Raw genomic sequence first — 24,308 nt, 5'->3', positions numbered from 1 at the left:
CTATTTCAGCGCGTTTTTCTGGCTTTCCATATGAATCAGATACAAGCGCGCATCAAATTCCAACTGGTGATAATCCGGCTCCATATGGCAACAAAGCTGATAGAAGGCTTTATTGTGGTCTTTCTCTTTCAAGTGCGCCAGTTCGTGAACCACCAGCATTCGAAGGAAAGGCTCCGGCGCGTCCTTGAACATCGACGCTATGCGGATTTCATTCTTGGCCTTTAGCTTTCCGCCATGAGCGCGTGACACAAAGCTGTGAAGCCCAAGCGCATTGTTCACCACATGGATTTTGCCATCATAGGCCACTTTACTGATCGGCGAAGACTTCTTCAGGTATTGGTTCTTTATCTCCTGCACATAATCGTAAAGCGCTTTTTCAGACTTGATGTCGTGTATGTGTGGGTAGCGCTGTTCCAGCCACGCGCCGAGTTTGCCGGTTTCAATCAAACGGGAAACTTGCTCAATAAGGTTTTCAGGGTAACCACCCAAATAACGGAGTGCAGGGTTCATGCTTTATAGGGTCTGTTGACTTTTGGGAACTGGGCAGAGTTTACACCGATATCAAGTGCGCGTCTTTTGCGTTGAACCGCGCACCACCGCTTCACACGGTAAGGTAATGGACTGTGGCGGTAAATGTGGATCAGCGATGTGCTCGAACAAGGCATCAATGGTACTTTGAATCATCTGCTCGTTCGGCTGACGAATCGTGGAAAGGTTGTAGGAGCGACTTTTCGCAAGGCGAATATCATCGACGCCGACAACACCAATATCTTCAGGCACACTCAGGCCAAGCTCATAACGCAGTGCATCCATACCACCACAGGCCATGATGTCATCGGCATAAAACAACGCGTCTGGCTTTTCTGTGTGCTGGAAAATACGCAAGGTGGCATCGTAGCCAGCGTCGTAGCTGAACTCTCCACCCTCAACGACTTGCCACTGATTGCAGCCGCGCTCCATCAGGCGACTAATAAATCCGCGTTGGCGGTCAATCGTCGCTGATGTACCAATCGGTCCTGCCACAAAAGCCGGTTTGGTATAGCCAGCATCGAGCAGCATATCTGCCGCCATATTTCCTGCCAGCACATTGTCACAACTCACTACAGTGACACTGTTTTCACTGGAGTCGCGACCAAAGATAACTGCCGGTGTATTCTGGGAGTGGCACGCATCAACAAGCTCTTGCGGTAGTGATGCCGACGTGATGATTAGGCCATCAACGTTGTATTCCATCACCAGCTCGACGGCTTCCTGAATATCCATCTCACCATCGACGTGGATAAGAAGGCTATGGCAGTTACGCTTTTGGATTTCAGTGGTAAAGCGGGAAAGAATGGGCAGATAAAACGGGTTGTTGAAGTCGGTCATCAGAATGCCGACAAGACTAGAGCGGGATTTAATCCCCCTCGCCAAACGGTTCGGTTTGTAGTTTAACGACGCTGCCGCTTTAAAGACTTTTTCGCGCAGTGGTCTGGAAATACTCGCATCAGGATTAAACGCGCGGGAGACCGCAGAGACAGAAACGCCTGCCGCTTCAGCCACTTCAACGACAGTGACTTTACGTTTTTTCTGAATCTGTGTTGCTGCAACGGCAACGTTGGTTTCTTTCGTCATACGCTTTCCTGCTTACAATGTCGTTCCTTCGCCCTCAGGTATATAGCCCCAGGCGCAACACCATAATAATGAAAATGTTTTCAGCTGCACAAGCTGGGCCGACGCCTTTTCATTAGAAATGACTAAAAGTGCTGGTCAGGTTCAGACAATTTCAAGTGAAGGAAGTCTGAAAAGAGCGCGCCCGGCGGAGGGTTGCCGGGCGCTTTTCATGGTTAGCGATATTCGCCAGCCAGTTTTTCTACCAACTCAACGTTCTCTTTAGTCACGAAACCTGGACCAGAGTTGATGTTGTTAGATGGAGAAATACCGTAACGGTTGTACAGAGTCAGCACCATAACAGGCACATAACCTTGCAGGAATGGTTGCTGGTCGATACCCCACTGGATATGACCGTCTTTGATGCCCTGAGCAATTTCGCCGCTCAAGTCAAACGTACCGAAGTAAATTTTGCCCAGCTGACGGCTCTTATCCAATGCACGGATAGTTGGGTGAGCAGATGTTGGACCCAGTGTCAGCACGGCTTCTGTATCTGGATTCGCACGCAGGTAAGCAGACACTTTCTTCTCGATGCCTGTTGGATCCTGACCCACATCGATCATCTGGCTGCCAAGCTCAACACCCAGAGCATCAGCAAAACCCTGACAGCGTTCTACAGAAGCTGGGTTGGTGATGTAGTGGTTAACACAGACAAAGCTTTTCACGCCGTCTTTTTTAGCACGTTTACCTGCGCCGTAACCCGCATCATATTCTGGTTGTCCAACGTGGAGAATTGCACCCACGTCTTCACTTTGCTGGTGAGTACCCGAGTTGATGGTGACAACAGGAATACCTTTTTTCTTCGCTTTTTCCAGTGGACCTTTCAGCACTTCATAGTCCGCGATGGTGGTGATAATACCGTCAGGATTGGACGCAACGGCCTGCTCGATGATGCGAGCCATATCAGCCAAGTCGCCGGTAGTAGGGTTACGGTATTCCACTTCTACATTGAGCTGTTCGCCCGCTGTACCAATCGCATTCTTGATGGTGTTCCACCAAGAATCTGAGTCCGGTGCGTGGCTGATCAGGACAAAGCGCTCACCATCGGCGAGTGCAGTACCTGGCAGCATTGCGGCCAAACTGGCTGCCATTGCTAACACAAGGACGGACGCTCTCTTTGCTACAGATTTAAGTAGGGTATTCATCCGGTGTCTCCAAGTTATATTATTTATTGTATCCATGGGGCGAGCTGTACAGCTGCCCACCCGGTTACAGCTAAGGGTTGGGCAGCGAACTGCCCCGTCACGTTAACTCTTCTTACTAAAAGCCTAATTCGCCGTGGCAGCATCTGCCCGCTGGAATTCAGCCAATTCTGCTTCGAGTGATTCCAGCTCTTGTCCACCAGCCATCATCTCGAGGATTTCTTCACGGGTAACATCTTTCTTCAACCAAGTACCCAGACTCTTACCGCGGTTCAGCAGCGTGAAACGGTCAGCGATGGGGTAAGCATGGTGAACATTGTGTGTAATCAGGATCACGGCAAGGCCTTTGCCGCGCGCCCTTGCAACGACTTTGAGCACGTTAGCAGACTGCTTTACGCCCAGTGCTGCGGTTGGCTCATCGAGGATCAGCACTTTCGCACCGAAGTGAATTGCACGCGCAATCGCCAGACACTGACGCTCACCGCCCGACATTGTGCCAATCGGGTGCTCAGGGTCACGCACGTCGATACCCATGTCCTTCATACCTGCCTTGGCAATTTCGTTGGCATTTTTGGTATCGAACACTTCAAAGGGACCGATTTTTTTGGTGAGCTCGCGACCCATGAAGAAGTTACGGGTAACACTCATTAAAGGAACCAGCGCAAGGTCTTGATAAACAGTTGCAATACCCGCATCAAGCGCATCACGCGGTGATTCAAAGGTGGTAGGCTTACCGTTCATCAGAAACTCACCTTCTGACGGTTTGTGCACCCCTGCCAGGGTTTTAATCAGGGTAGATTTACCTGCACCGTTGTCACCCAACAGACAGTGCACCTCACCCATCTTCACCTGCATATCGATATCTTTCAGGGCAATCACCGAACCGAAGTAACGGCTTACCTTTTTCAGTTCGAGGATAAAATTATCGTTCTCTGCCATTGTCTTTCTCCTGAATTCCGTTTCCTGATCCGCGTTTAGCGGGCGCTCGTGACTTTCTTGCGGATGAAGTTGTTAAACAGCACCGCGATAAGAAGCATCACGCCGAGGAATACGCGGAACCAGTCAGAATCCACGCCTGTAAAGAAGATACCCATCTGCACCACACCGAAAATCAATGCGCCGAAGAAAGCCCCAATGACTGAGCCATAACCGCCAGTCAGCAGTGCACCTCCGATAACCGCCGCGATAATGGCTTCGAATTCTTTCAAGAGACCACGGTCAGCCGCTGCGGAGCCAAACTCCAATACCTGACAAGCGGCGAACACCGTTGCGCAGAATGCGGTGAACATGAACAGCAGGATTTTCACGCGGTCAGTCGGTACACCAACATTTTTCGCCGCGTTGGCATCACCACCAGAAGCGAAAATCCAGTTACCGAAACGGGTGCGCAGCAGCACGAAGGAACACACAGCGGTCAGCAAGAACCACCACACCACGACCATTGGGATGCCAGTGACTACTGGCGTACCGTCAGAGTAGGTTTCAATCCAACCGGCGCTACCAAGCCAGTTAAATAGCCCTGTCCCTATCTCGCCGCCAAACATGGCAGCCAGCCAATCACCTTCTGCCAGATTACCTACGCCAGAAATGATAGTTTTATTGGTCAACGCAATAGACAGTGCGATTGTCAGACCACGCAGAATGAAGAGGAAAGCGAGGGAAACAATGAAAGACGGTAGCCCGGTACGAACCACGATGTAGCCATTGATAAAGCCCACGGCCATCGCGCCAACAAAGGCAAATAGGATTGCAGCCCAGACTGGCCAACCCCAATATACGGCAGGGATAGCAATCATCATCCCGGCAAAGCCAATCATTGAGCCGATGGAAAGGTCGAATTCGCCGGCGATCATCAGCAGACATGCACCGACTGCGATAATACCGAGCTGCGCTGACACCACCGTCCAGTTGACGACACCATCAGCGTTGAACATGCCTGAGTCCCAGGCGACGAGTGCGAAGAACGCGAATACCAGAATGGCACCGGATACAGAACCCAGTTCCGGGCGGGATAACATACGATTGAGCGTTGAAACTTTACGAACCCGCTCATCTCCCGGTGCGAGCGGTTTTGAATCTGTCCCTGATTCGGCTTCTTTTACCGACATACTTGCCTCCAAATTCCTTGCTGTATTCGGGCTTTCGCCCGACTCCTTGCTGCCGGATGACAGCTTTTTTCGATTACGCAACTTTCGCGATCACCGCTTTCTCAATGAAAGCTCTGCTCTTCTCGGCATCAGTTTTCGCATCGCTTTTCGCTGCCGGGTCAGTGTCCTGCTCAACCGTGACCCAACCGTTAAAATCAATATCGATAAGTGTTTGTCTTACCTCGTCGAAATCGACACAACCCTGCCCTAATGGACAAAAAATGTTATTCCCTATTGCAGTATAGAAATCCGTGCCAGCCTTGACGGATACCGCATGCACGTCGGCGTTAATATCTTTGAAATGCAGGTACTTAACGCGTTCTTTGTAGGTTCGGAGCACTTCGCTCGGATCCATGCCTGCATAAACACAGTGGCCGGTATCCACACACAGCGACATCAGCTCTGGCGGTAAGTCACGCATGGCTTTGTCCAGCTCGTCGCGGTATTCAATGTAAGTACCAGCATGGGCATGAAGCGTTGGCGTAATGCCATATTCCGCGCACACTGTGCCGACACCGCGTAACGTTTCCATCATTTCCGCCCATTGCTCGTCATTCAGACGTGTTGCCGTTTCTACCTGACCCGCTTGATCGGTGCGTGGTGATGAAACGTGGTCAATCACCACCAGAAAATCCGCGCCCTGCTCCTTGAGGATTTGGCAAGTCACTCGCGTTTTCTCCAGAATCGCATCGCGTTCTTCCGGCTTGTGCAAATGCACGAACAAGGTCCCCGCAATCAAACCCAATGAACGTACTGACAATGCCTCGTTGAGTGCAGCTTTATCGGTCGGCAGGTAACCCAACGGTCCCAGCTCAGTTGCCCCGTACCCAGCACCAGCAATCTCATCCAATACGGTTTGCCATGTTGGGTTTGCCGGGTTGTCAGCAAACTCAATTCCCCATGAGCATGGTGCGTTGGCTATTTTCAGTTCCAAGGCAATGTCTCCTTGATTCAATGTTCCATCCCTGTTTAACGCTTCGCGGCTAAACCCGTTTCAAACGCCAAACGATTTAATCTTTCGATAATCAAACTTTTCGTTAACACTTTTTAAACATCTATGGTAATGATTTCACTTTGTCAAACCAAACGGCGTCTCAAAAGTGGGCTTTTTGCGGGTGATTGGCGTTCTAGAATGAAAAATGAGCGCTAAATCTGATTTTTTAGCTTTCACCATTTGAAAACATTTTCATTACATGACTACTATTTCATCAAACAAGGAAAATTATTGGAGATAGCAAGGATGGGAACCATAAGGCTAACTACTGCTCAGGCGTTGGTGCGCTACCTCGCCGCACAGCAAATCGAGATTGATGGGAAGGTGGAGTCTTTGTTTGGCTGCGCCTTTGCGATATTTGGCCATGGTAACGTGACCTGTCTAGGGCAACAGCTGTATGAGAACCAGTCTGTCTTCCCTACATGGCGGGGACAGAATGAGCAATCCATGGCGCTGGCTGCAGTAGCCTATGCCCGTGCTCACAAGCGCCAGCGCATCGGTATTGCCACCTCGTCGGTAGGCCCTGGCGCAGCAAACATGGTGACAGCGGCAGGCGTAGCACACACTAACCGCCTGCCTTTGCTTTTGCTTTGCGGCGATACATTCCAGTCCCGCTTACCTGACCCTGTGCTCCAGCAAACGGAACACTTTGCCAATCCTTCACTGACGGTGAATGACGCATTCAAATCCGTTACCCGCTTCTGGGATCGCATCAATGCGCCGTCGCAACTGACTGTCGCATTGCCACAAGCGATTGCGACTATGCTGGACCCCGCCGATTGTGGCCCAGCGATGATTGCCCTTCCACAAGATGTGCAAGGTCAGGCATGGGATTTCCCTGAAAGCTTCTTCGAACCCAAAATTCACCGTATCCGCCGTCCACAGCCGGAAGAAGTGGATTTAGATGCAGCCGTTGAAGCGCTGAAAACTGCCAAGAAGCCGCTGATCATTGCTGGCGGCGGTGTGTTCTATTCCGGTGCGCGTGACGCTTTGGTTAGCTTTGCCGAGAAGCACCAAATCCCGGTAGTGGAAACCATCGCAGGCCGTACCTTGTTGCCAGACGATCACCCACTGAATTGCGGCCCGATTGGCGCAACGGGATCAGACAGTGCCAACCACATGTGTAATGAGGCGGATTTAGTGCTCGCCATTGGTACCCGTTTACAAGACTTCACCACAGGTTCATGGACACTGTTCCGCGATCCCGGCATGAAACTTATCAGCATCAACGCTGGCCGTTTTGATGCCAACAAGCACATGGCGCAGTCCATCATTGCTGACGCAAAAGACACCATTGAGCCGCTTGATGCCAAGCTCGGCGATTGGACGACGGAAGCTGCATGGGTTGAAAAAGGTAAGGCTGAAAAAGCGGCGTGGACTGATATCGTTAACGGCCGCACGGCATTTGCGGAGACAACCTTGCCTTCATATGCGCAGGTCATTGGAAAGGTGAATGGTCTTATCAATGAGGGCGACCGGGTTATTACTGCTGCCGGCGGCTTACCTGCTGAAATCAATATGAACTGGCAGGCGACCTATCCGTATTCGCTGGATGTGGAATTCGGTTTCTCCTGTATGGGCTACGAGGTCGCCGCCGGCTGGGGCAACAAGATTGCCAGACCTGATCATGAATCTATAGTGATGGTCGGTGATGGTTCATACCTGATGATGAATTCCGACATCTACAGCTCTGTACTGACCGGACACAAGATGATTGTGGTGGTGTGTGATAACGGCGGTTTCGCGGTGATCCGCAAGCTGCAAACCAACACAGGTAACACCGCTTTCAACAACCAGTTGGAAGACTGCACCACCGAGCGTGATTACGACCTGCCGCGCGTCGATTTTGTCAGTCATGCAAAAGGCCTGGGGGCACATGCAGAGAAAGTCACCAGCTTGGGCGACTTTGATGCCGCTTTCGAACGTGCCAAAGCCGCAGATCGCACCTATGTATTGGTCGTCGACATCGACGATACCAAATGGTCGTCTTGTGATGCGTGGTGGGAAGTCGGTCTGTCAGAAGTCTCTGACGATCCAAATATCATCGAAGCCCGGGATAACTGGGAACAGGGACGCGTTAATCAGCGTCGTGGCGTGTAATAACAACAAGGAGAACACGCATGTTTAACGAAGAATTCCAGCTAGATGCACCGATCCGTTGGGGAATGGTTGGCGGCGGCCGCGGTAGTGAGATTGGTTACTCGCACCGCGCTGCAGCCCAGCGTGACCGTCTGTTTACCTTTGTTGCAGCGGCACTGGATTTGGATGCAGAACGTGGACGCGACTTCGGGACCAAGCTGGGTCTTGCTCCCGAGCGCTGCTATCCCGATTACAAAACCCTGTTTGAAGAAGAAGCCAAACGCGAAGACGGCATTCAGGCTGTGTCTATCGCCACACCGAACTCTACTCACTATGAAATTGCCAAAGCGGCGCTGGAAGCGGGTTTGCATGTGATTTGTGAAAAGCCCGCCACCATTCATGTTGAAGATGCGCTTGAACTGAAAGCCTTGGCGGAAAAACAAAACAAGATGCTGGCGGTGATGTACGGCTACACCGGATTCCAGATGGTGCATCAGGCACGAGAAATGGTGCGTCGCGGTGACATCGGCGCCGTGCGTGTTATTCAGATGTCTTTCGCCCACGGTTTCCACAACACCGAGATTGAAAAAAACAGCCCGGGCGCAAAATGGCGCATGAACCCTGAAGTATCTGGCCCAAGTTTCATCATTGGCGATTGCGGTACGCACCCATTTTACATGGCAGGCATGATCACGGGGCTAAAAGTGAAATCCCTGATGTGCTCACGCCAAAGCTTTATCGAATCCCGCGCGCCATTGGAAGACAACGCCCATGTGGTGTTCCAATTTGAAGGTGGAGCAGTCGGCACACTGTGGGCGAGCGCCATCAACAGCGGCTCGATGCACCAGCAGAAAGTCCGCATTGTCGGCGAGAAAGCCAGCCTCGAATGGTGGGATGAATATCCAAACCAACTTCGCTATGAAGTTCAGGGAGAACCTGTCCGTATTCTTGAGCGTGGTATGGGCTACCTACACAACGATGATCCTGGCGTTTCAGCCAACCGTCAAGGCGGTGGTCATGCTGAAGGTTTCTTCGAGTCCTGGGCAAATCTTTATCACCGCTACGCACTTGCGATTGATGCCTACAACCGCAATGACAAAGCCTTCCTTGAAAGCCATTGGTACCCAGATATCGACGGCGGTATCGATGGTGTGAAGATGGTGAATGCCTGTGTGAAATCGGCCGATAACGGTTCCGTTTGGGTGGACTATGACTGATTCCATTCACCTTTCAGATTGGCAGGCCAACAGGGACCGTCCGATAGACGTGGTTTGTCTGGGCCGCGCTGGGGTCGATTTTTATGGCAATACGGACGGTGCAGACTTCAACGCTGAATCCAGCTTCAAAAAATGCGTCGGCGGATCACCTGCGAATGTAGCGATTGGTCTTACGGAACTTGGCGCCAAAGCAGGTTTTATTTCCTGTCTGACGGATGACGCCCAGGGGCGTTATGTTCGCACTTACATGGAAGGGAAAGGGATTAACCTGGATGGTGTGGCAACGCTCACGGGTGAATACCGCACCAGCCTTGCTGTGGCAGAGTTGCGTCCAGAACCCGAAGTGGTGATTTACCGTAATAACGCGGCTGACCTTGCGCTCTGTGTTGAACACATAGACAGCAGCTACCTCAGCAACGCCCGATGTCTGTTTGTTTCAGGTACCGCGCTGTCCACCAGTCCTTCACGGGAAGCGACCTTCTGTGCCATGCAAATGGCGCAGCTGGCGGGCACTCTGGTGGTGCTCGATCTCGACTATCGTCCCTACTCTTGGGCGTCGCCGGAAGATCCCCCGCACTTTTATCGCCTCGCCACCTCCTTCAGTGATGTAGTGATCGGTAACCGCGAGGAATTCGAAGTCATGGGCATTCCCCATGACATCGAAGACAGCCATGTCAGCGCAGCGTCAGAGCTGTTAAGTGGCAGCACTGAGCTGGTCATCGTAAAAGGCGGCGCTGAAGGGTGTGATGTCTTTGGGTTGGATAACGATAATAATCTCGCCAGCCTGTCTCAACCTATATTCAAAGTAGAAGCGCGCAAGCCTTACGGTGCTGGTGATGCCTTTGCTGCCGGCCTGCTTTTTGGTCTGCTAAATCAATATTGTCTACAAGACGCCGTGGCCATGGGGGCAGCCAATGCTGCCATTAATGTCACGGGCGATACCTGCGCAGATGCGATGTCTTCTCTCGCACCACTTCAGGCGTTCATGCGCAGCCGGGACTATCACTTCGCTGATGATAAGTGACAGTTCCACTAATTGGGTAAAAGGAGTTAACCATGGGAAAACACATAGCGCCATTTGATAACCGTAACGAGCCAGTTATCGGTATCAATGACGACACCACACCCCTCTGCTATTTCAACCCGGTCAAACTGGCTTCGGGCGAGCAGTACAGCTACCAACTTAACGAATACGAATCAGCCGTTGTCTTGGCTGGAGGCACCTGCGATATCACCGTGGATGGTGAAACATTCAGCAGCATAGGCAAACGTGCGTCAGTTTGGGATGGTGATCCCGCCGCTGTCTATGTGCCTGCAGGTAGCCAAGCCACCATTACCTGTGTTTCAGAGAATGCCGATGTATTGATTGCCGGAGGACGTTATGAGCCGGAAGAAAACAGCGAAAAACTCACCCCATTCGCCATCCAGCCCGAAGACACAGACAAAGTGCAATACGGCAGCGATGACACCAAAACACACAGAAAAATCAAACATATCCTCGGACAGAAAAACGCAGACCAACGCGGAAGATTGCTCGTCAGCGAACTGTTTACTGTCGGCGCAGGAGGTTGGTCAGGATTTCCTCCCCACAAACATGATGAAGAACGGCCGCCGCAAGAAACGCGTTACGAAGAGGTGTACCAGTTCAGATTCAATCCGGGTCACGGGTTTGGGGCACAATTCCTATATGAGCACGAAGACGACTACGGACCTGTCTACCACGTCAGAACCGGAAGCGTCATCGCCATAGACAAAGGCTACCACCCTTCCGTCGCCGCACCGGGTTATGAGATGTACTACTTCACCATCATTGTCGGTGAAAAGAGTAAGTCTCTCGTGCAGTACTTCGACCCTCACCATGAGTATCAGGTACACACGATTCCCGGCATCAAGGACATGGTCGCCAAGTTCAAGTAACGCTTTGGGTCTGTTTACCCTGCAATAACGGAGACAAGGATGCTAGTTACCCTGAACGACCTTATGCTGGAAGCCGCGTCGTCCCAAGGCGCGGTGCCTTGTTGTAACGTATTTGGTATTGAAGAAGCGCAGGCGATTATCGCCGCCGCTGAAGAACTGAATTTGCCCGTGATACTCGCCGTGAACAAAGACATGGTGGATCTCGCCGGTGTGGAATCCATGGCGGGCATGCTGCTCCCCATGGCACATGCCAGCTCTGTACCTGTGGTGGTTCACCTCGATCATTGCTATGACGAAGCCATCGTGTACCGCGCCATTCACTCCGGATTCAGTTCGGTGATGTTTGATGGTTCACAATTACCTCTCGAAGAAAATATCCGCCGAACAAGAGCGGTTGCTGATGCCGCCCATGCTGTTGGTGTTTCCGTCGAAGGTGAACTTGGCTCTGTGCCTTATCAGGAAGGTCGCGACCACATCAAATCCGAATTTACCGACCCGGAAGAAGCACGTATTTACGCCGAACAAAGCGGTATCGATGTGCTTGCGATTTCAGTCGGTAATGTCCATCGCATGACAGAAGCGGGAAGTCCTATTAATTTCCCCCTGCTTGATGAGATCGAAGCGGCTACCAGCTTGCCTCTGGTGATTCACGGCACCACAGGTATCACTGAAGCTGATCTTCGCGAACTCAAAACCCGCCGAATCGGTAAATTCAACGTAGGAACGACACTTAGAATGGCTTTTGGCAACGCCATTCGTGAAGCCATGGCTGAAGAACCGAATAAATTTGATAAACAATATTTCGCGGGCAAAGCAATGCCTGCACTGAAGCAAGAAGCCATGCGAGTGCTCACGCTCCTGGCAGCAGATAAGGAGTGACGATGAGCAAGGCGTATAAGAAGCTCGGGCGACGTTTAAGACTCGGCGTAATAGGCGGCGGGCCAGATTCCTTTATCGGTTCCATTCACCGCTCATCTGCCACCATGCATGAAGAGTTTGATGTTGTCGCGGGTGTGTTTTCCTCAAATCCTGAGCGCTCAATTGCTGCTGGTAAATCCATGGGTATTGCGCGTCCTTATGGTGACCCAGATGCCTTGTTTGCCGGAGAAGCAGCGGCGGAAGAGCCTATAGATGCGCTCGCCATCATGACGCCCAACAACAGTCACTATGAGCTGTCATGCCGCGCATTAGACGCTGGATTCAACGTGTTCTGCGAAAAACCTCTGACCATGACTGAAGATGAGTCTGCTGACTTGGTGAAGCGGGTGAAAGCGTCGGGTAAGCGTTACTGCGTCGCCTACGGCTACAGCGGCTATGCAATGGTGCGTCAAGCGCGTGAAATGGTGGCGCAGGGTTTGATTGGTGACATCACCATGGTGCAAAGCAATTACGTTCAGGGACACTTGGCAGCGCTGACAGAATCTGAGCTTGCTGGCTCTAACTGGCATATGAAGCCTGAGCTTGCTGGTCCTTCTTTGATCCTTGGCGACATCGCGACACATAGCTACCACCTGACCAGTTATGTCGCTGGTATGGAAGCCAGTTCATTGAGCGCAGACGTGACCGCATTGGTCGATGGACGCACAGCAGATGATTACTGCGGTATATTACTTCGCTACCCCAATAACGCACGTGGCATCTTCTGGGTCACTCAAGCCGCAGCAGGCGGTGTGCATGGTTTGAGCTTTACCATTTACGGCACCAAAGGCGGCCTGGAATGGCATCAGGAACAGCCTAACGAGCTGACAGTCCGCCCTATCGATAAACCTGCTTATGTGCTGACAAAAGGTGGCAAAGGTCTTTCAGGTGCGGGAGAGCGTGTTTCCCATGTCGCTATCGGTCATCCGGAGGGCTATCGCGAGGCATTTGCCAACCTCTACTACGACTTTGCCTCCAACATCGTTGATGATCTGACAGGCGAAACTCCTGAACCACTGAGCCTGTGGAACCCAACCGTCCAGGACGGCGCATACGGTATGGCATTTGTTTATGCAGCGGTTCGCTCACGCGACAACGACGGTGAGTGGGAACCCCTTCGAGACCTCACTTAGTTCCATATCAAACACACACTGTTTAAACCCAAACAACCTTGCGAGCAGGTAGCCAGTCGTCGGTCTGCTCGCTTTTTTTATCGTATTTAGAACAGTGAATGTCCCTCTCCCACGATACATTAGCGAAGGACAATACAAGGAGAGATACGATGGATAACAAGAAAGTGGCACTGTTTGGCTGGCATCCAGACGTGGTGAATTACGACAAGTGGCCAGGCATGACTGCAGAGAAACTCCGCGCGGCACTGGAAGGCGATCGCGATAGACTTCTTACCCTCGGATATGCTGTCGACCTGCACTATATCCGCGACGGTGAAACCGCTTTTGATGCAGCGACTGAAGCACTAACTGGCAAACCTTATGACTGCGTGCTGATTGGCGCAGGCGTCCGTCGTGATGATGACCATTTTCTGGTGTTTGAAAAACTGGTGAATGCCGTTCATAAAGCCGCGCCACAGGCGACGATTTGCTTCAATACCAATCCAAGCGACACGGCAGATGCGATTAAACGCTGGACGTAATATGCTGTCAGAGCGGGTCTATTAGCTAGGCCCTTTTTCATCTTGTCATGGAGGACAGTATGTCGATACGCGCCACAGAAACAGGCTTTAATCCCGAATACAGTGAAGATGCTCCGTCTTTTGAGGATGTTAGCGATCAAAAAGGCATCACTATCATAGAGTTTGGCGCGCCATGGTGTGGGCACTGCCAAGCGGCTGAACCCGCGGTAAAAGCCGTGCTGGAAGCAAAGTCTTTCCCTCATACCAAAGTTTACGACGGTAAGGGCAAGCCTTTAGGTCGAGCCTTTAAGGTGAAGCTCTGGCCAACTCTGATCCTGCTTCAGGATGGGTTGGAAGTTGACCGTATTGTTCGCCCGATTCATGAAGACGAAGTGGAAGATTTAATTTCACAGGCGAGCTAACCGACAAGAAAAATAAACTGTACCAGAACAATCAGGGACAGGATAAGGCTTAGTCCTTTCCAGAAACGCAACGGGTCGCTTTCTAAAAGCGGCCTGTTTTCATTGGAAGATTTGAACGTGGGGTTAGGCTTCATCAAATCCTGTTCAAATTCAGAAAGCGCCTGATAGCGGGCTTTCGGGATCGGATGACAGGCTTTTTTGAGTGCTTCATCAAACCAATCCGGCACAGCAGGACAATAGACCGTTGCTGGTACATAGTTTTGACGGTTTGCCGCTCTGGGGTTGGAGGCATTCACTGCTTTGTAAGGTAAATGTCCGGTCAAAAGTTCATAGACCGTCATACCTAATGAAAATAAGTCAGAAGAGAAATTGGCTTTGTTGCCTTTGAGATATTCCGGTGCCGCGTAGTTTAAGTCACCGACCGGATACCCTTCTTCCTCACTCCCCATTAGCTCTTCTAAGCCCGCTGATTGCGCAGTGCCGTAGTCAATCAAAGTGACATTCATGTCTTTGTCGACCATGAGGTTATCCGGTTTGATATCGCGATGAACCACCGAAAGACGTTGAAGCACCCGAACCGCTCGAATAGCTCCTTTTGCCAGCGTACGAACCTGAGTGAGCGTCGGCGTTGGATTATCGATCATCCATTGTCTGAGCGTGACACCTTCGATGTAATCGCAGACATGATAGAGGTATGGCGAATAACTCGATGGCGGATGAATCTTCATCACGCCGGGTGATTTCACCTGTTCACCAATCCACCCCTCCCGGATAAAGCCCGCAAGATAAACTGCGTCATCCGCAAAGTTGAGCGATGGCATTTTCAATACATACTGACGGCCATCCAAGTCACTGCGCGTCAGGTAGATATGGCTCCGGCTTCCGCTGTAAAGCACCCTCGCCACTGTGTAGTGGTCAATCTTCTGCCCTTCTTTCAAAACAGGCGGAATTTTTCTTTCTGATAAATCGCGAAGCGCTTCGCCATAGGTCGCAGCAGGAAGAGAATCGACAGCTAACAACAGACAAGTGATGTTGTCATCGCTTCCCAGCTTATAAGCGTCATCAACAAACGATGCCGCTAAGTGTTCGAGATCAGACGTGGTATCAGAAGCGTAAAGACGCTGGGCAATTTCCCGCTCTGTCATGGTGTCATGAATACCATCTGTCGCGAGAAACAACAGATCACCACGCTCAAGTGCTACGGGCTGATAATCCACATTCAAGTGGCTATCAATACCCAGCGCGCGGGTTAAGTGGTGCTGGTTTTTACTTTGGTAGTGCCGATGATCCTGCGTAATCTGGCTCAGTCTGTGCTGACGCCAAAGGTAGACGCGACAATCTCCGACATGAAAAACATGAGCAGTATTCGATTTCACAATCACCGAGCAAAAAGCAGCCACCATGGCACTGGCTTGCGTGCCCGCTTGTTGTCCATGATGGTAAAGCCAGTAATTGAGAGATTTCATCACCTTTCCAGCGGCATCTTTCACTGGCCAGGTAATTGGCGTATCAAGGTAGTTGTTGACGAATTCAGTCACGCCCATTTCACTGGCTTTCTGACTGACTTCACTGGTGCTGACACCATCCGCTATCGCCGCTACCACACCTTTGTGTTTCAGCTCGCTTACCTTTTTTGGCAAGTAAACAGCAAAAGCATCCTGATTAGGTGGCTTGCGCCCGGCAACCGAGCTGCCACCCGCACGAACGATCAAACGGGAAGCCGCTCCCTGCGTCTCCCCGTTTTCAGTACCGGCAGCGCCATACGACGCTGCCTGTTCATGAAACTCTGGTTTCATATTTATGCTTTCGCCACATCAATCATGGTGATTGAACCATCATCATTCACTTCAGCAATCTGGCCTGACGGCTCTTCCATAAAGAGTAGCGTCACAAAGCCCACAACTGCAGTACCTGCAATGATGTAGAAGAAAGTGCTGTAATCAACCAGGGACAAAATCGTCAGATAAGTAACTGCACCCACGTTACCATAAGCACCTGTCATACCTGCGATTTGGCCTGTCATGCGACGCTTGATCAGTGGCACAGCCGCAAATACCGCGCCTTCACCGGATTGCACAAAGAACGAACAACCCATTGCCGCTACAACCGCCAGCCAAACTGGCCACGCACTGTCGACTTGACCCATCACGAAGTAACCCAATGCCAGACCCGCAGTGAGGATAAGCAGTGTTGGTTTACGACCGAATTTATCAGACAACCAGCCGCCACCAGGACGTGACATCAGGTTCATAAAGGCATAAGCGGATGCCACCATACCCGCCACTACAGGGGTCAGTTCAAAGGTTTCAGAGAAGAACAATGGCAACATTGAAACCACAGCAAGCTCAGAACCAAAGGTCGCAAAGTACAGCACATTCAGCACAGCAACCTGCTTAAATTGGTAGCGGTGAATTTCTGGCACCTCTTCTTTAAAGACATGCTTGTTCACTTTCCATACTTGGGAGGCATCAAACAGGTAGATACCCGCAAGTACCGCATAGATACCGTACACGGCTGTATCAGAAAACATGCCGATACCGCTTGGCGAAAGTTTCCAAGCCAGCAGTGCCAGTGCGCCGTACATTGGGGTTTTCATGAATAGCAGCAGGTAGAAGTCGCCTTTTGAGGTGACTTCCATGGCGCCGCCATTCTTTGGTTTGTAGTAGGTTGCACCTTTTGGCGTGTCCGTCACGTTGCGATAAAACACGAAAGAGAAAGCCAGGCTCATCAAGCCAGTGATACCCATAGCGTAACGCCAGCCATCTTCACCACCGAACATCACAGCCACGGTTGGCAGGGTGAATGCAGCGGCGGCTGAGCCGAAGTTACCCCAACCACCATAGATGCCTTCTGCAGTGCCCAGTTCATTGTGTGGGAACCACTCAGATACCAGACGGATACCGATAACAAAGCCTGCACCGATGAGACCCAGGGCAAAACGGGCAATGGCAGCCTGAACGAAGCTATCTGAAAGTGCGAAAACAAAACAAGGGATAGAACAGATAGCGAGCAGTAAGGAGTAGATTAGCCGCGGGCCATATTTATCCGTGAGCATGCCGATTAAAACACGCGCTGGAATGGTAAAAGCAACGTTGAGAATAAGCAGAGTTTTAATTTCTGCGGTGGTTAAGCCGAGCGATTCTTTTACCGATTGTAGCAATGGCGCAAAGTTAAACCACACCACAAAGGTAATAAAGAATGCGAACCAACTTAAATGGAGAATTTTCATTTTTCCGGTAAAGGAAAATATATTGAACTTGTCACTAGATGACATTATTGACTTCCTCTTCAAACAAACAATCCCTGTGCCGCGATGTTTTAATCACAGCAAACTTAATTTGAAAATTTTTAACTTCCCCTGATTGGGTAATCAGGGGAATAAATATTTAAACCAGACTCAGTTGCACAGCACCTTCATGACAACGGACTGGGTAGGTGGTGATCGATACGTTTTCGTCTTCCAGACAAATACCGCTATCCAGGCAAAAATGCTGTTTATAGAGCGGTGAGGCGATCACTGTTTTGTCACCTATCGAGCCGATCATTCCGCGAGAAAGCACATTGGCTTTTCCGATTGGATCATAATTATCAACGGCATATAGCGAGTCTGTTCGGCCACAAAGAAATACCGCCACCTGCTTGTCTTCCAACAATGCGCACACGCCGGTGTTTTTGACCAAGTCAGACTTTTCACAAATGGTTTGCCACTGGCTCATTGCTTTCTCCTTAACTTTCCAGCGTGACGATATCGATATTTTGCGATGCAAGTTCAGCAGGAATACGCTGACCACGAACAGTTTGATATTTCAAACTCTCATCCTGCGCTTCGCTATTCACGAAATGTTTGAAGCGCTTGAGTTTCTCCGGTGATTCAATCGTGGTTTTCCACTCGCATTGATAGTTACCCAGGCTTGCCGCCATTTCTGCTTCCAGCTCTTCACCAATGTTGAGCTTGTCTTCGATCACCACTTGACGCAGGTAGTCCAATCCTCCTTCGAGGTTTTCTAGCCAAACTGACGTGCGTTGCAAGCGGTCTGCGGTTCGGATGTAGAACATCAACACGCGGTCGATGTATTTAATCAGGGTTTCACTATCCAGGTCTGATGCGAACAGGTCAGCGTGGCGCGGACGCATACCACCATTGCCGCACACATAGAGGTTCCAGCCGTTTTCTGTCGCGATAATACCGATGTCTTTTGATTGCGCTTCTGCACACTCGCGAGTACATCCCGATACAGCGAACTTCAGCTTGTGCGGCGATCTCAGGCCTTTGTAGCGGTTCTCGATATCAATCGCGAAGCCCACACTGTCATCCACGCCGTAACGACACCAGGTAGAACCAACGCAGGATTTCACGGTACGCACAGATTTCCCGTAGGCATGGCCGGTTTCGAAACCTGCATCGACCAGAATTCGCCAGATTTCAGGCAGCTCATGCAATTGCGCGCCGAATAAGTCGATACGCTGACCACCAGTCACTTTTGTGTAGAGGTCAAACTGCTTAGCCACCTGACCCAGTACAATCAGCTTATCTGGCGTGATCTCACCGCCAGACACACGCGGCACGACAGAATACGTCCCGTCTTTTTGCATGTTGCCAAGGTAGATGTCGTTGGTGTCCTGCAATCCCATGTGTTCTTCTTTCAACACATAGTCATTCCAGAAAGACGCCAGAATTGAACCGACAGCAGGTTTACAGATGTCACAGCCCAGACCCTCGCCATGACTGTCTAACAGTTCGTCGAACGTTTTGATTTTCTTGATTCGAACAATGTCTGCCAGTTCCTGACGGGTGTAATGGAAATGCTCACAAAGGTTGTTGTTTACTTCATGACCAAGCGCTGCCAGCTCTGCGTCCATCACCTGCTTGGCAAGTGCTGAACAACCGCCACATCCGCTTGATGCTTTGGTTTCCGCTTTAAGATCTGCCATGTTGGTGCAACCCGCGACAACGGCTGCTTTGATGTCTGCTTTCGTGACGTCATAACAAGAACAGATTTGTGCTTCATCAGGAAGGTTTGCAACACCAGCCGCGCCAGAGTCAGAAGAAGCCGCACCGTCAGACAGAAGTAACACTGAGGGATACTCTGGCAATGGCATGTCGTTCAACATGGTTTGCAGAAGAGTCGGATAGCTCTCGGTATCTCCGACCAGCACAGCACCCAGCAGTTTGGTGCCGTCTTCAGAGACAATAATGCGTTTGTAGATTTGCTCCACGCTGTCTGCATACGTGTAAGATTGCGCGCCAGGCGTGTTGCCTTGCGCATCACCAATACTTGCCACATCAACACCCAGCAACTTGAGCTTGGTGCTCATGTCAGCGCCTTTAAAAGCGGCGTCTTCACCGCAAATGTTGGCGACGGCCACCTTGGCCATTTGATAGCCCGGAGCCACCAGACCAAAGATCTTGCCTTGCCATAGCGCACATTCACCTATGGCGTAAACATCCTCTTCATTGGTCTGACACTGATCATTAATCACAATCCCGCCACGCTCACCAATCTCAAGGCCAAACTCCCTCGCAAGCTCATCCTGCGGACGGATACCTGCAGAGAAAACAATCATGTCAGTTTCAAGCTCAGAGCCATCCGCAAACATCAGTTTATAGCGCGAATTGTTACCCGCCGTAATGCATTTGGTGGCTTTTTCGGTGTGGACTTTAACGCCCAGAGATTCGATTTTTTCTTTGAGTAATTCACCGCCGCCCTCATCCAGCTGAACGGCCATCAATCTTGGCGCAAACTCCACAACATGGGTGTCAACGCCCATGCATTTCAGAGCGTTTGCGGCTTCAAGCCCAAGCAAGCCACCACCGATAACGACGCCTGATTCACTTTGTTTACCAGAAGCTTCAATCGCCTCTAAATCTTCTATGGTGCGATAAACATGACAATGTGGCTGATCGTTACCTTCAATAGGTGGAACAAAAGGGTAAGAACCGGTAGCGACCACTAACTTGTCGTAAAAAACTTCTCTGCCTTTGTCTGTCACAACGCAGTGATTTTCAGCACGAATAGCGGTGACCTTCTCATTCAGGAAGTAGTGAACACCCTTTTCGTCGTAGGCTTCTTCACTGGTTAACATCAAATCATCCGCGGATTTCCCACTGAAATAGCCACTGAGCTGAACCCTGTCATAAGCCAGTCTTGGCTCTTCCGAGAAGGTCATAATCTCAAAGGTGCCTTCAGCATTTTTGTCGCACAACTCCTCAATAAATCTGTGCCCAACCATGCCATTACCAATGACAACGATGCGTTTCTTTTCCATTGTTATTCCCTATGCAGAAAGCTTCTCTAGCTGTGTTTCAGCCTGAGAGATAAACCAGTTGAGCTCATCAGCCAGTGTGACGACCTCCCCCACCACTACAAGCGCAGGGGACTTGACGCCCTCTCCTTGAATGGTGGCTTCAATTGAATGCAAATCGGCGGTAAAAACCCGCTGCTGCGGCGTGCAGCCATTCTCAATAATGGCGACCGGCGTGCTGGTAGAAAGGCCATGCTGGATAAGTGACTGAGCAATTTGCCCAACCTTCGACAAGCCCATGTAAAACACCAGCGTGTGATTCAGCGAGGCCAGCGCCTGCCAGTTGATGGAGAGCTCTTTTTCCGCATGTGCCGTGACGAAAGTTGCCCCTTGAGAAAGGCCCCGATGTGTCAAAGGAATACCTGCATAGCTGGTGCATCCTGACGCTGCGGTGATACCCGGAACGACTTCTACGGATATACCCTCACGGTGTAGCTCTAACATCTCCTCACCACCGCGACCAAACACAAAGGAATCACCGCCTTTTAAACGACAGATTCTTTTGCCTCGGCTGGCGAGTTCGATCAATAGCTGGTTGGTTTCACTCTGAGGAACGCTGTGCTTCCCTTTTGCTTTACCCACATACACCAGCTCGACGCCCTCAGGGATCAGATCAATGATTTCCTTGCTGACGAGTCTGTCATAAACCACCACGTCGCTATTCTCTATACAACGAAGTGCCTTAATGGTCAGCAAGTCCGGATCACCTGGTCCGGCCCCCACCAATGAGACGTGTCCTCGTTTAAAAGATGTAATTTTAACGGTGGACATCCTTGCCCCTCATGTCGCGTGTTATTCATCTCGCTAGAGCAATTTGGGTGCCATTAGGAAAACCTAGATTTAAAATCCTGATATAAAGTCATGTTTTTAAAAGTTATATTTTTACTGAAAAGCTTTAGAGAACCAGAATAAAAAATAGATTTCAAATAGATCTTTCGCTTCGAATTAGTGCATTGAGCTCTCATTAATGCACTGTTATTGCGCAATTTATTACTTTAATTTATTTGGCACTATTTCAGTGAAAGTTAATATCTAAAACTTTTCTCATGCTTATTCATTGGTTTTCATTAAATAAAAACTCGAATATAAAAAATCATATTTAACAATGAGTAGTTGGCGTGAGAGTTGCTTTATTCCCCCGAATAGAGATAAGAGAATCTCAGAGGAATAAAATGACTGAAAATAATGATTCCAGTTGGATAAAGTCGACGTGTGCATATTGCGGAGTAGGCTGTGGCATTGAGGCCAAAGTACAAGCGAATGGAAAGCTGGAAGTTCGTGGCGATGAAGAACATCCAGCAAATTTGGGAAAGCTTTGTTCAAAGGGCTTAAAGCTAGGGGAAACCGTCACTACTCAAGGGCGCATGCTCTCCCCTTCCGTTCACGGCGAAGATTGCTCATGGGATGAAGCTCTCTCCCATGTCGCCTCCACCTTCAGCGATACCATCGCCAAGTACGGACAAGACTCGGTCGCTTTTTACGTGTCAGGACAGTTGCTGACCGAAGATTACTATGTCGTCAACAAGCTGATGAAAGGCTTTATCGGCAGCGCCAATATCGATACCAATTCCCGACTATGTATGGCCTCTTCTGTCGTCGGACACAAACGCGCATTCGGCGAAGATGTAGTGCCTGGCAACTATGAAGATCTGGAGCTAGCTAATCTTGTGATTCTCACAGGCTCAAACCTCGCATGGTGCCACCCGGTTTTGTATCAACGTCTTAAAGCCGCAAAAGCACGTCATGGCACTAAGATCGTGGTCATCGACCCACGAGAAACAGCAAGTTGCGAAATTGCTGACCTCCACCTTCCCTTATTCCCGGGCTCTGACATTGCTTTGTTCAACGGCTTACTCGCCTATATGGCCAAACTGAATCAGATTAATCAGCGATATGTCGATCAGCATACCGAAGGTTTTAATGAAGCATTAGACCTCGCTAAGCGTTTCTCAAATATCACGTCTGTGTCTTTGGCTACTGGCCTCAAAACTGCCGACATAGAAACCTTCTACCAGTGGTTCCGCTCAACGCCGAAAACCGTGACTGTGTATTCGCAGGGGGTCAACCAATCCACCAGTGGGACAGACAAAGTAAACAGCATTCTCAACTGCCATATAGCAACAGGTCGGGTTGGTCAGCCGGGTTCCACGCCGTTTTCCATCACTGGACAACCTAACGCCATGGGAGGCCGTGAAGTTGGCGGTCTGGCCAACACGCTGGCCGCACATATGGAATTTGGTCATCCAGAACAATCAGAACTACTCAGTGAATTTTGGGATACCTCCAACCTTGCGACTAAGCCCGGCCTCAAAGCCATGGACATGTTCGAGGCGATTGAGACAGGAAAGATTAAGGCTCTTTGGGTGATGGCAACCAACCCAGCCGTCAGCCTCCCCGAAAGTAACCGGATTAATGCGATCCTCGCCAGCTGTCCCTATGTTGTCGTCTCTGATTGTGTTGAAAGCAATGACACCCTGAAGTACGCCCACGTTCGCCTCCCCGCACAAGGTTGGAGCGAGAAGTCAGGCACTGTCACCAACTCCGAACGCCGGATTTCGCGTCAGCGTCGCTTGTTGGCTACCCCTGGTATGGGCAAGCCCGACGGGTGGATAGTCAGTGAAGTCGCAAAGAAAATGGGATTCGAACAGCAGTTCAGCTACCGCTCGGAACTGGATATTTTCAACGAGTATGTAGAGCAAACCCGATTGGGAAATGAAGTCGGCACACCAACCGCACGTACCCTGACGCTGGAAAGCCTTTCAGGTATGACGCCAGAAAGTTATCAATCTTTTCCACCTAGGCAATGGCCTGCAAAAGATGGTGTTTGCCCAGAACGTCTATTTGGCGATGGAAACTATGTGACGCCGAATGGTAAAGGCAGATTTGTTGCCGTTGATTTCAAGCCACCCGCACTCTCTTTAAGCGAGCGCTACGGGCTTATATTGAATTCTGGGCGAATTCGAGACCAATGGCATACCATGACCCGCTCTGGGCTCTCTCCGTCGCTTTCAGAGAACGACAGCGTGCCTCAGCTTGAAATCCATCCCTTTGATGCAGCCGATCGAGGCATCAAAGACGGAAATTTGGTAAAAGTCGTGAGTGCCATTGGAGAACAGATGTTCATTGCCAAGGTCACTAGCAAGGTTTCCGTCGGGCAATGCTATGCCCCTATTCATTGGACACATACCAACTGTTCAGATGGCAAGGTGTGTACCGTCATTCCTTCCAACACGGATCCATTCTCTGGTCAACCTGAGTTCAAAGCGACGCCTGTTGAGGTGAAATCGGTAAAAACCTATCTCGATGCGCAGATTGTTTCCAAGTCTCCATTGGACAAAACCAAGCTAAACGCGATTCCCGCTGCTTTTTGGGTATCACAGCAATGTGATAGCGGCGTTTTGTATTCACTAAAACTAACTGTTAAAACATTGGAGTTGGAGGATTTATTAGCTGCATTGATGGATGATGGGCAGCCTATTCTGGTCACCGCATCCAGTGGCGAGGCGCAACGGGTAGTCTCTCTTAGGTCAGGAGAATTCGAACTTGCTGCTGCGATATATCCATCATCGCTAGCCGGGTCTCAACCCGATATTTCCCAGTTAGTTTCAGCGGAAACAGTGCCAGAAGTCATGCACGGTTTTCTTGCCGGCACGCTGAAAGCCAAATCACGAACCATCTGCACCTGTAAAAAAGTCACCAAAGCAGACATTGAGAATGCCATCGATAACACTGGTGTTTGTTCTGTGAAATCGCTGGGTGAGTTAAATGGCGCAGGAACCGGCTGCGGCTCCTGCGTGGCGGAATTAGGACAATTTATTGGGAACGCAAAGCCGATTTCAATCACGCCGTATCAGCGTAAGGTTGAAAGCGCATGCGGCAAGTAGCC

Annotated in this window: 20 protein-coding genes; 9 read left to right on the top strand and 11 right to left on the bottom strand. The window is 50.4% G+C overall.

The genetic code is table 11. The annotated features are described in order from the left end of the window. The 6 genes from QL223_RS07060 to QL223_RS07035 all read right to left on the bottom strand — a co-directional run bounded on the left by QL223_RS07060 (position 1) and on the right by QL223_RS07035 (position 5,873). Positions 1 to 510, bottom strand: a complete 510-nt coding sequence (locus tag QL223_RS07060) for a M48 family metallopeptidase (RefSeq protein WP_281544300.1) — start codon at positions 508 to 510, stop codon at positions 1 to 3. A gap of 51 nt (positions 511 to 561) precedes the next feature. Next, positions 562 to 1,614 carry a LacI family DNA-binding transcriptional regulator gene (locus QL223_RS07055; RefSeq protein WP_002540165.1) on the bottom strand — a complete coding sequence of 351 codons (1,053 nt, stop codon included), beginning with the start codon at positions 1,612 to 1,614 and terminating at the stop codon, positions 562 to 564. A 212-nt stretch (positions 1,615 to 1,826) separates the two neighbouring features. After that, positions 1,827 to 2,795, bottom strand: coding sequence for a sugar ABC transporter substrate-binding protein (locus QL223_RS07050; protein ID WP_002540166.1), 969 nt, complete (start codon positions 2,793 to 2,795; stop codon positions 1,827 to 1,829). Positions 2,796 to 2,918: 123 nt separating this feature from the next. Then, entirely contained in the window at positions 2,919 to 3,731 is an 813-nt protein-coding gene (locus tag QL223_RS07045) for an ATP-binding cassette domain-containing protein (RefSeq protein WP_002540167.1), read from the bottom strand. Positions 3,732 to 3,766: 35 nt separating this feature from the next. Further along, entirely contained in the window at positions 3,767 to 4,900 is a 1,134-nt protein-coding gene (locus QL223_RS07040) for an ABC transporter permease (RefSeq protein ID WP_002540168.1), read from the bottom strand. 73 nt (positions 4,901 to 4,973) lie between these two features. After that, positions 4,974 to 5,873: a TIM barrel protein gene (locus QL223_RS07035; protein WP_002540169.1), complete on the bottom strand. Its 900-nt coding sequence runs from the start codon at positions 5,871 to 5,873 to the stop codon at positions 4,974 to 4,976. A 306-nt stretch (positions 5,874 to 6,179) separates the two neighbouring features. On the opposite strand from QL223_RS07035, the gene iolD reads away from it, so the two are divergent. The 8 genes from iolD (at position 6,180) to QL223_RS06995 (ending at position 14,119) form a co-directional block, all read left to right on the top strand. After that, on the top strand, positions 6,180 to 8,033 hold the full coding sequence (gene iolD, locus QL223_RS07030) for a 3D-(3,5/4)-trihydroxycyclohexane-1,2-dione acylhydrolase (decyclizing) (RefSeq protein ID WP_281544299.1): 1,854 nt from the start codon (positions 6,180 to 6,182) through the stop codon (positions 8,031 to 8,033). A 20-nt stretch (positions 8,034 to 8,053) separates the two neighbouring features. Next, a complete protein-coding gene (locus QL223_RS07025) occupies positions 8,054 to 9,229 on the top strand; it encodes a Gfo/Idh/MocA family oxidoreductase (protein ID WP_002540171.1) in 1,176 nt (391 codons plus the stop codon). After that, entirely contained in the window at positions 9,222 to 10,253 is a 1,032-nt protein-coding gene (iolC, locus tag QL223_RS07020) for a 5-dehydro-2-deoxygluconokinase (protein WP_002540172.1), read from the top strand. The genes QL223_RS07025 and iolC overlap by 8 nt, the downstream gene beginning before the upstream one ends. 32 nt (positions 10,254 to 10,285) lie before the next feature. After that, positions 10,286 to 11,146, top strand: coding sequence for a 5-deoxy-glucuronate isomerase (locus QL223_RS07015; protein WP_002540173.1), 861 nt, complete (start codon positions 10,286 to 10,288; stop codon positions 11,144 to 11,146). Positions 11,147 to 11,185: 39 nt separating this feature from the next. Continuing rightward, on the top strand, positions 11,186 to 12,025 hold the full coding sequence (locus tag QL223_RS07010) for a class II fructose-bisphosphate aldolase (RefSeq protein WP_002540174.1): 840 nt from the start codon (positions 11,186 to 11,188) through the stop codon (positions 12,023 to 12,025). Positions 12,026 to 12,027: 2 nt separating this feature from the next. Beyond that, a complete protein-coding gene (locus QL223_RS07005; RefSeq protein WP_002540175.1) occupies positions 12,028 to 13,197 on the top strand; it encodes a Gfo/Idh/MocA family oxidoreductase in 1,170 nt (389 codons plus the stop codon). A 149-nt stretch (positions 13,198 to 13,346) separates the two neighbouring features. Next, positions 13,347 to 13,718 (top strand): hypothetical protein, encoded by a 372-nt coding sequence (locus tag QL223_RS07000; protein WP_281544298.1) that lies wholly within the window; start codon positions 13,347 to 13,349, stop codon positions 13,716 to 13,718. Between the two features lie 59 nt (positions 13,719 to 13,777). Then, the gene (locus QL223_RS06995; protein WP_281544297.1) at positions 13,778 to 14,119 is read left to right on the top strand and encodes a thioredoxin family protein; all 342 of its coding nucleotides are present in this window, start codon (positions 13,778 to 13,780) and stop codon (positions 14,117 to 14,119) included. Here the strand turns inward: QL223_RS06995 and QL223_RS06990 are convergent. From QL223_RS06990 to cobA, 5 genes are all read right to left on the bottom strand, one after another. Beyond that, the gene (locus QL223_RS06990) at positions 14,116 to 15,915 is read right to left on the bottom strand and encodes a bifunctional protein-serine/threonine kinase/phosphatase (protein WP_281544296.1); all 1,800 of its coding nucleotides are present in this window, start codon (positions 15,913 to 15,915) and stop codon (positions 14,116 to 14,118) included. The genes QL223_RS06995 and QL223_RS06990 overlap by 4 nt on opposite strands. A 2-nt stretch (positions 15,916 to 15,917) precedes the next feature. Continuing rightward, positions 15,918 to 17,393: a NarK family nitrate/nitrite MFS transporter gene (locus QL223_RS06985; protein ID WP_281544295.1), complete on the bottom strand. Its 1,476-nt coding sequence runs from the start codon at positions 17,391 to 17,393 to the stop codon at positions 15,918 to 15,920. Between the two features lie 112 nt (positions 17,394 to 17,505). Further along, positions 17,506 to 17,835 (bottom strand): nitrite reductase small subunit NirD, encoded by a 330-nt coding sequence (gene nirD / locus QL223_RS06980; RefSeq protein WP_002540180.1) that lies wholly within the window; start codon positions 17,833 to 17,835, stop codon positions 17,506 to 17,508. A gap of 10 nt (positions 17,836 to 17,845) precedes the next feature. Then, entirely contained in the window at positions 17,846 to 20,386 is a 2,541-nt protein-coding gene (gene nirB, locus QL223_RS06975) for a nitrite reductase large subunit NirB (protein WP_281544294.1), read from the bottom strand. 9 nt (positions 20,387 to 20,395) lie between these two features. Then, the gene (gene cobA / locus QL223_RS06970; protein WP_281544293.1) at positions 20,396 to 21,193 is read right to left on the bottom strand and encodes a uroporphyrinogen-III C-methyltransferase; all 798 of its coding nucleotides are present in this window, start codon (positions 21,191 to 21,193) and stop codon (positions 20,396 to 20,398) included. A 401-nt stretch (positions 21,194 to 21,594) separates the two neighbouring features. Here cobA and QL223_RS06965 point away from each other — a divergent pair, with 401 nt between their 5' ends. Further along, complete coding sequence (locus QL223_RS06965; RefSeq protein WP_281544292.1) at positions 21,595 to 24,306, top strand: nitrate reductase; 2,712 nt, start codon at positions 21,595 to 21,597, stop codon at positions 24,304 to 24,306. Positions 24,307 to 24,308: the final 2 nt, after the last annotated feature.

It is taken from the genome of Grimontia sp. SpTr1 (assembly GCF_947387585.1).
GTDB lineage: Bacteria > Pseudomonadota > Gammaproteobacteria > Enterobacterales > Vibrionaceae > Enterovibrio > Enterovibrio indicus.
Note: the sequence above shows the minus strand (reverse complement) of the source record. Positions and strands in the feature narration are given on the sequence as shown.

Bases quoted from the DNA above. Each gene is read 5' to 3' on its own strand.
- iolC (WP_002540172.1), top strand. From the start codon at position 9,222: ATGACTGATTCCATTCACCTTTCAGATTGGCAGGCCAACAGGGACCGT.
- QL223_RS07050 (WP_002540166.1), bottom strand. From the start codon at position 2,795: ATGAATACCCTACTTAAATCTGTAGCAAAGAGAGCGTCCGTCCTTGTG.
- QL223_RS07040 (WP_002540168.1), bottom strand. From the start codon at position 4,900: ATGTCGGTAAAAGAAGCCGAATCAGGGACAGATTCAAAACCGCTCGCA.
- cobA (WP_281544293.1), bottom strand. From the start codon at position 21,193: ATGTCCACCGTTAAAATTACATCTTTTAAACGAGGACACGTCTCATTG.
- QL223_RS06995 (WP_281544297.1), top strand. From the start codon at position 13,778: ATGTCGATACGCGCCACAGAAACAGGCTTTAATCCCGAATACAGTGAA.
- QL223_RS06965 (WP_281544292.1), top strand. From the start codon at position 21,595: ATGACTGAAAATAATGATTCCAGTTGGATAAAGTCGACGTGTGCATAT.
- nirD (WP_002540180.1), bottom strand. From the start codon at position 17,835: ATGAGCCAGTGGCAAACCATTTGTGAAAAGTCTGACTTGGTCAAAAAC.
- QL223_RS07005 (WP_002540175.1), top strand. From the start codon at position 12,028: ATGAGCAAGGCGTATAAGAAGCTCGGGCGACGTTTAAGACTCGGCGTA.
- QL223_RS07045 (WP_002540167.1), bottom strand. From the start codon at position 3,731: ATGGCAGAGAACGATAATTTTATCCTCGAACTGAAAAAGGTAAGCCGT.
- QL223_RS07015 (WP_002540173.1), top strand. From the start codon at position 10,286: ATGGGAAAACACATAGCGCCATTTGATAACCGTAACGAGCCAGTTATC.
- QL223_RS07055 (WP_002540165.1), bottom strand. From the start codon at position 1,614: ATGACGAAAGAAACCAACGTTGCCGTTGCAGCAACACAGATTCAGAAA.
- iolD (WP_281544299.1), top strand. From the start codon at position 6,180: ATGGGAACCATAAGGCTAACTACTGCTCAGGCGTTGGTGCGCTACCTC.
- QL223_RS06985 (WP_281544295.1), bottom strand. From the start codon at position 17,393: ATGTCATCTAGTGACAAGTTCAATATATTTTCCTTTACCGGAAAAATG.
- QL223_RS06990 (WP_281544296.1), bottom strand. From the start codon at position 15,915: ATGAAACCAGAGTTTCATGAACAGGCAGCGTCGTATGGCGCTGCCGGT.
- QL223_RS07025 (WP_002540171.1), top strand. From the start codon at position 8,054: ATGTTTAACGAAGAATTCCAGCTAGATGCACCGATCCGTTGGGGAATG.
- QL223_RS07010 (WP_002540174.1), top strand. From the start codon at position 11,186: ATGCTAGTTACCCTGAACGACCTTATGCTGGAAGCCGCGTCGTCCCAA.
- nirB (WP_281544294.1), bottom strand. From the start codon at position 20,386: ATGGAAAAGAAACGCATCGTTGTCATTGGTAATGGCATGGTTGGGCAC.
- QL223_RS07000 (WP_281544298.1), top strand. From the start codon at position 13,347: ATGGATAACAAGAAAGTGGCACTGTTTGGCTGGCATCCAGACGTGGTG.
- QL223_RS07060 (WP_281544300.1), bottom strand. From the start codon at position 510: ATGAACCCTGCACTCCGTTATTTGGGTGGTTACCCTGAAAACCTTATT.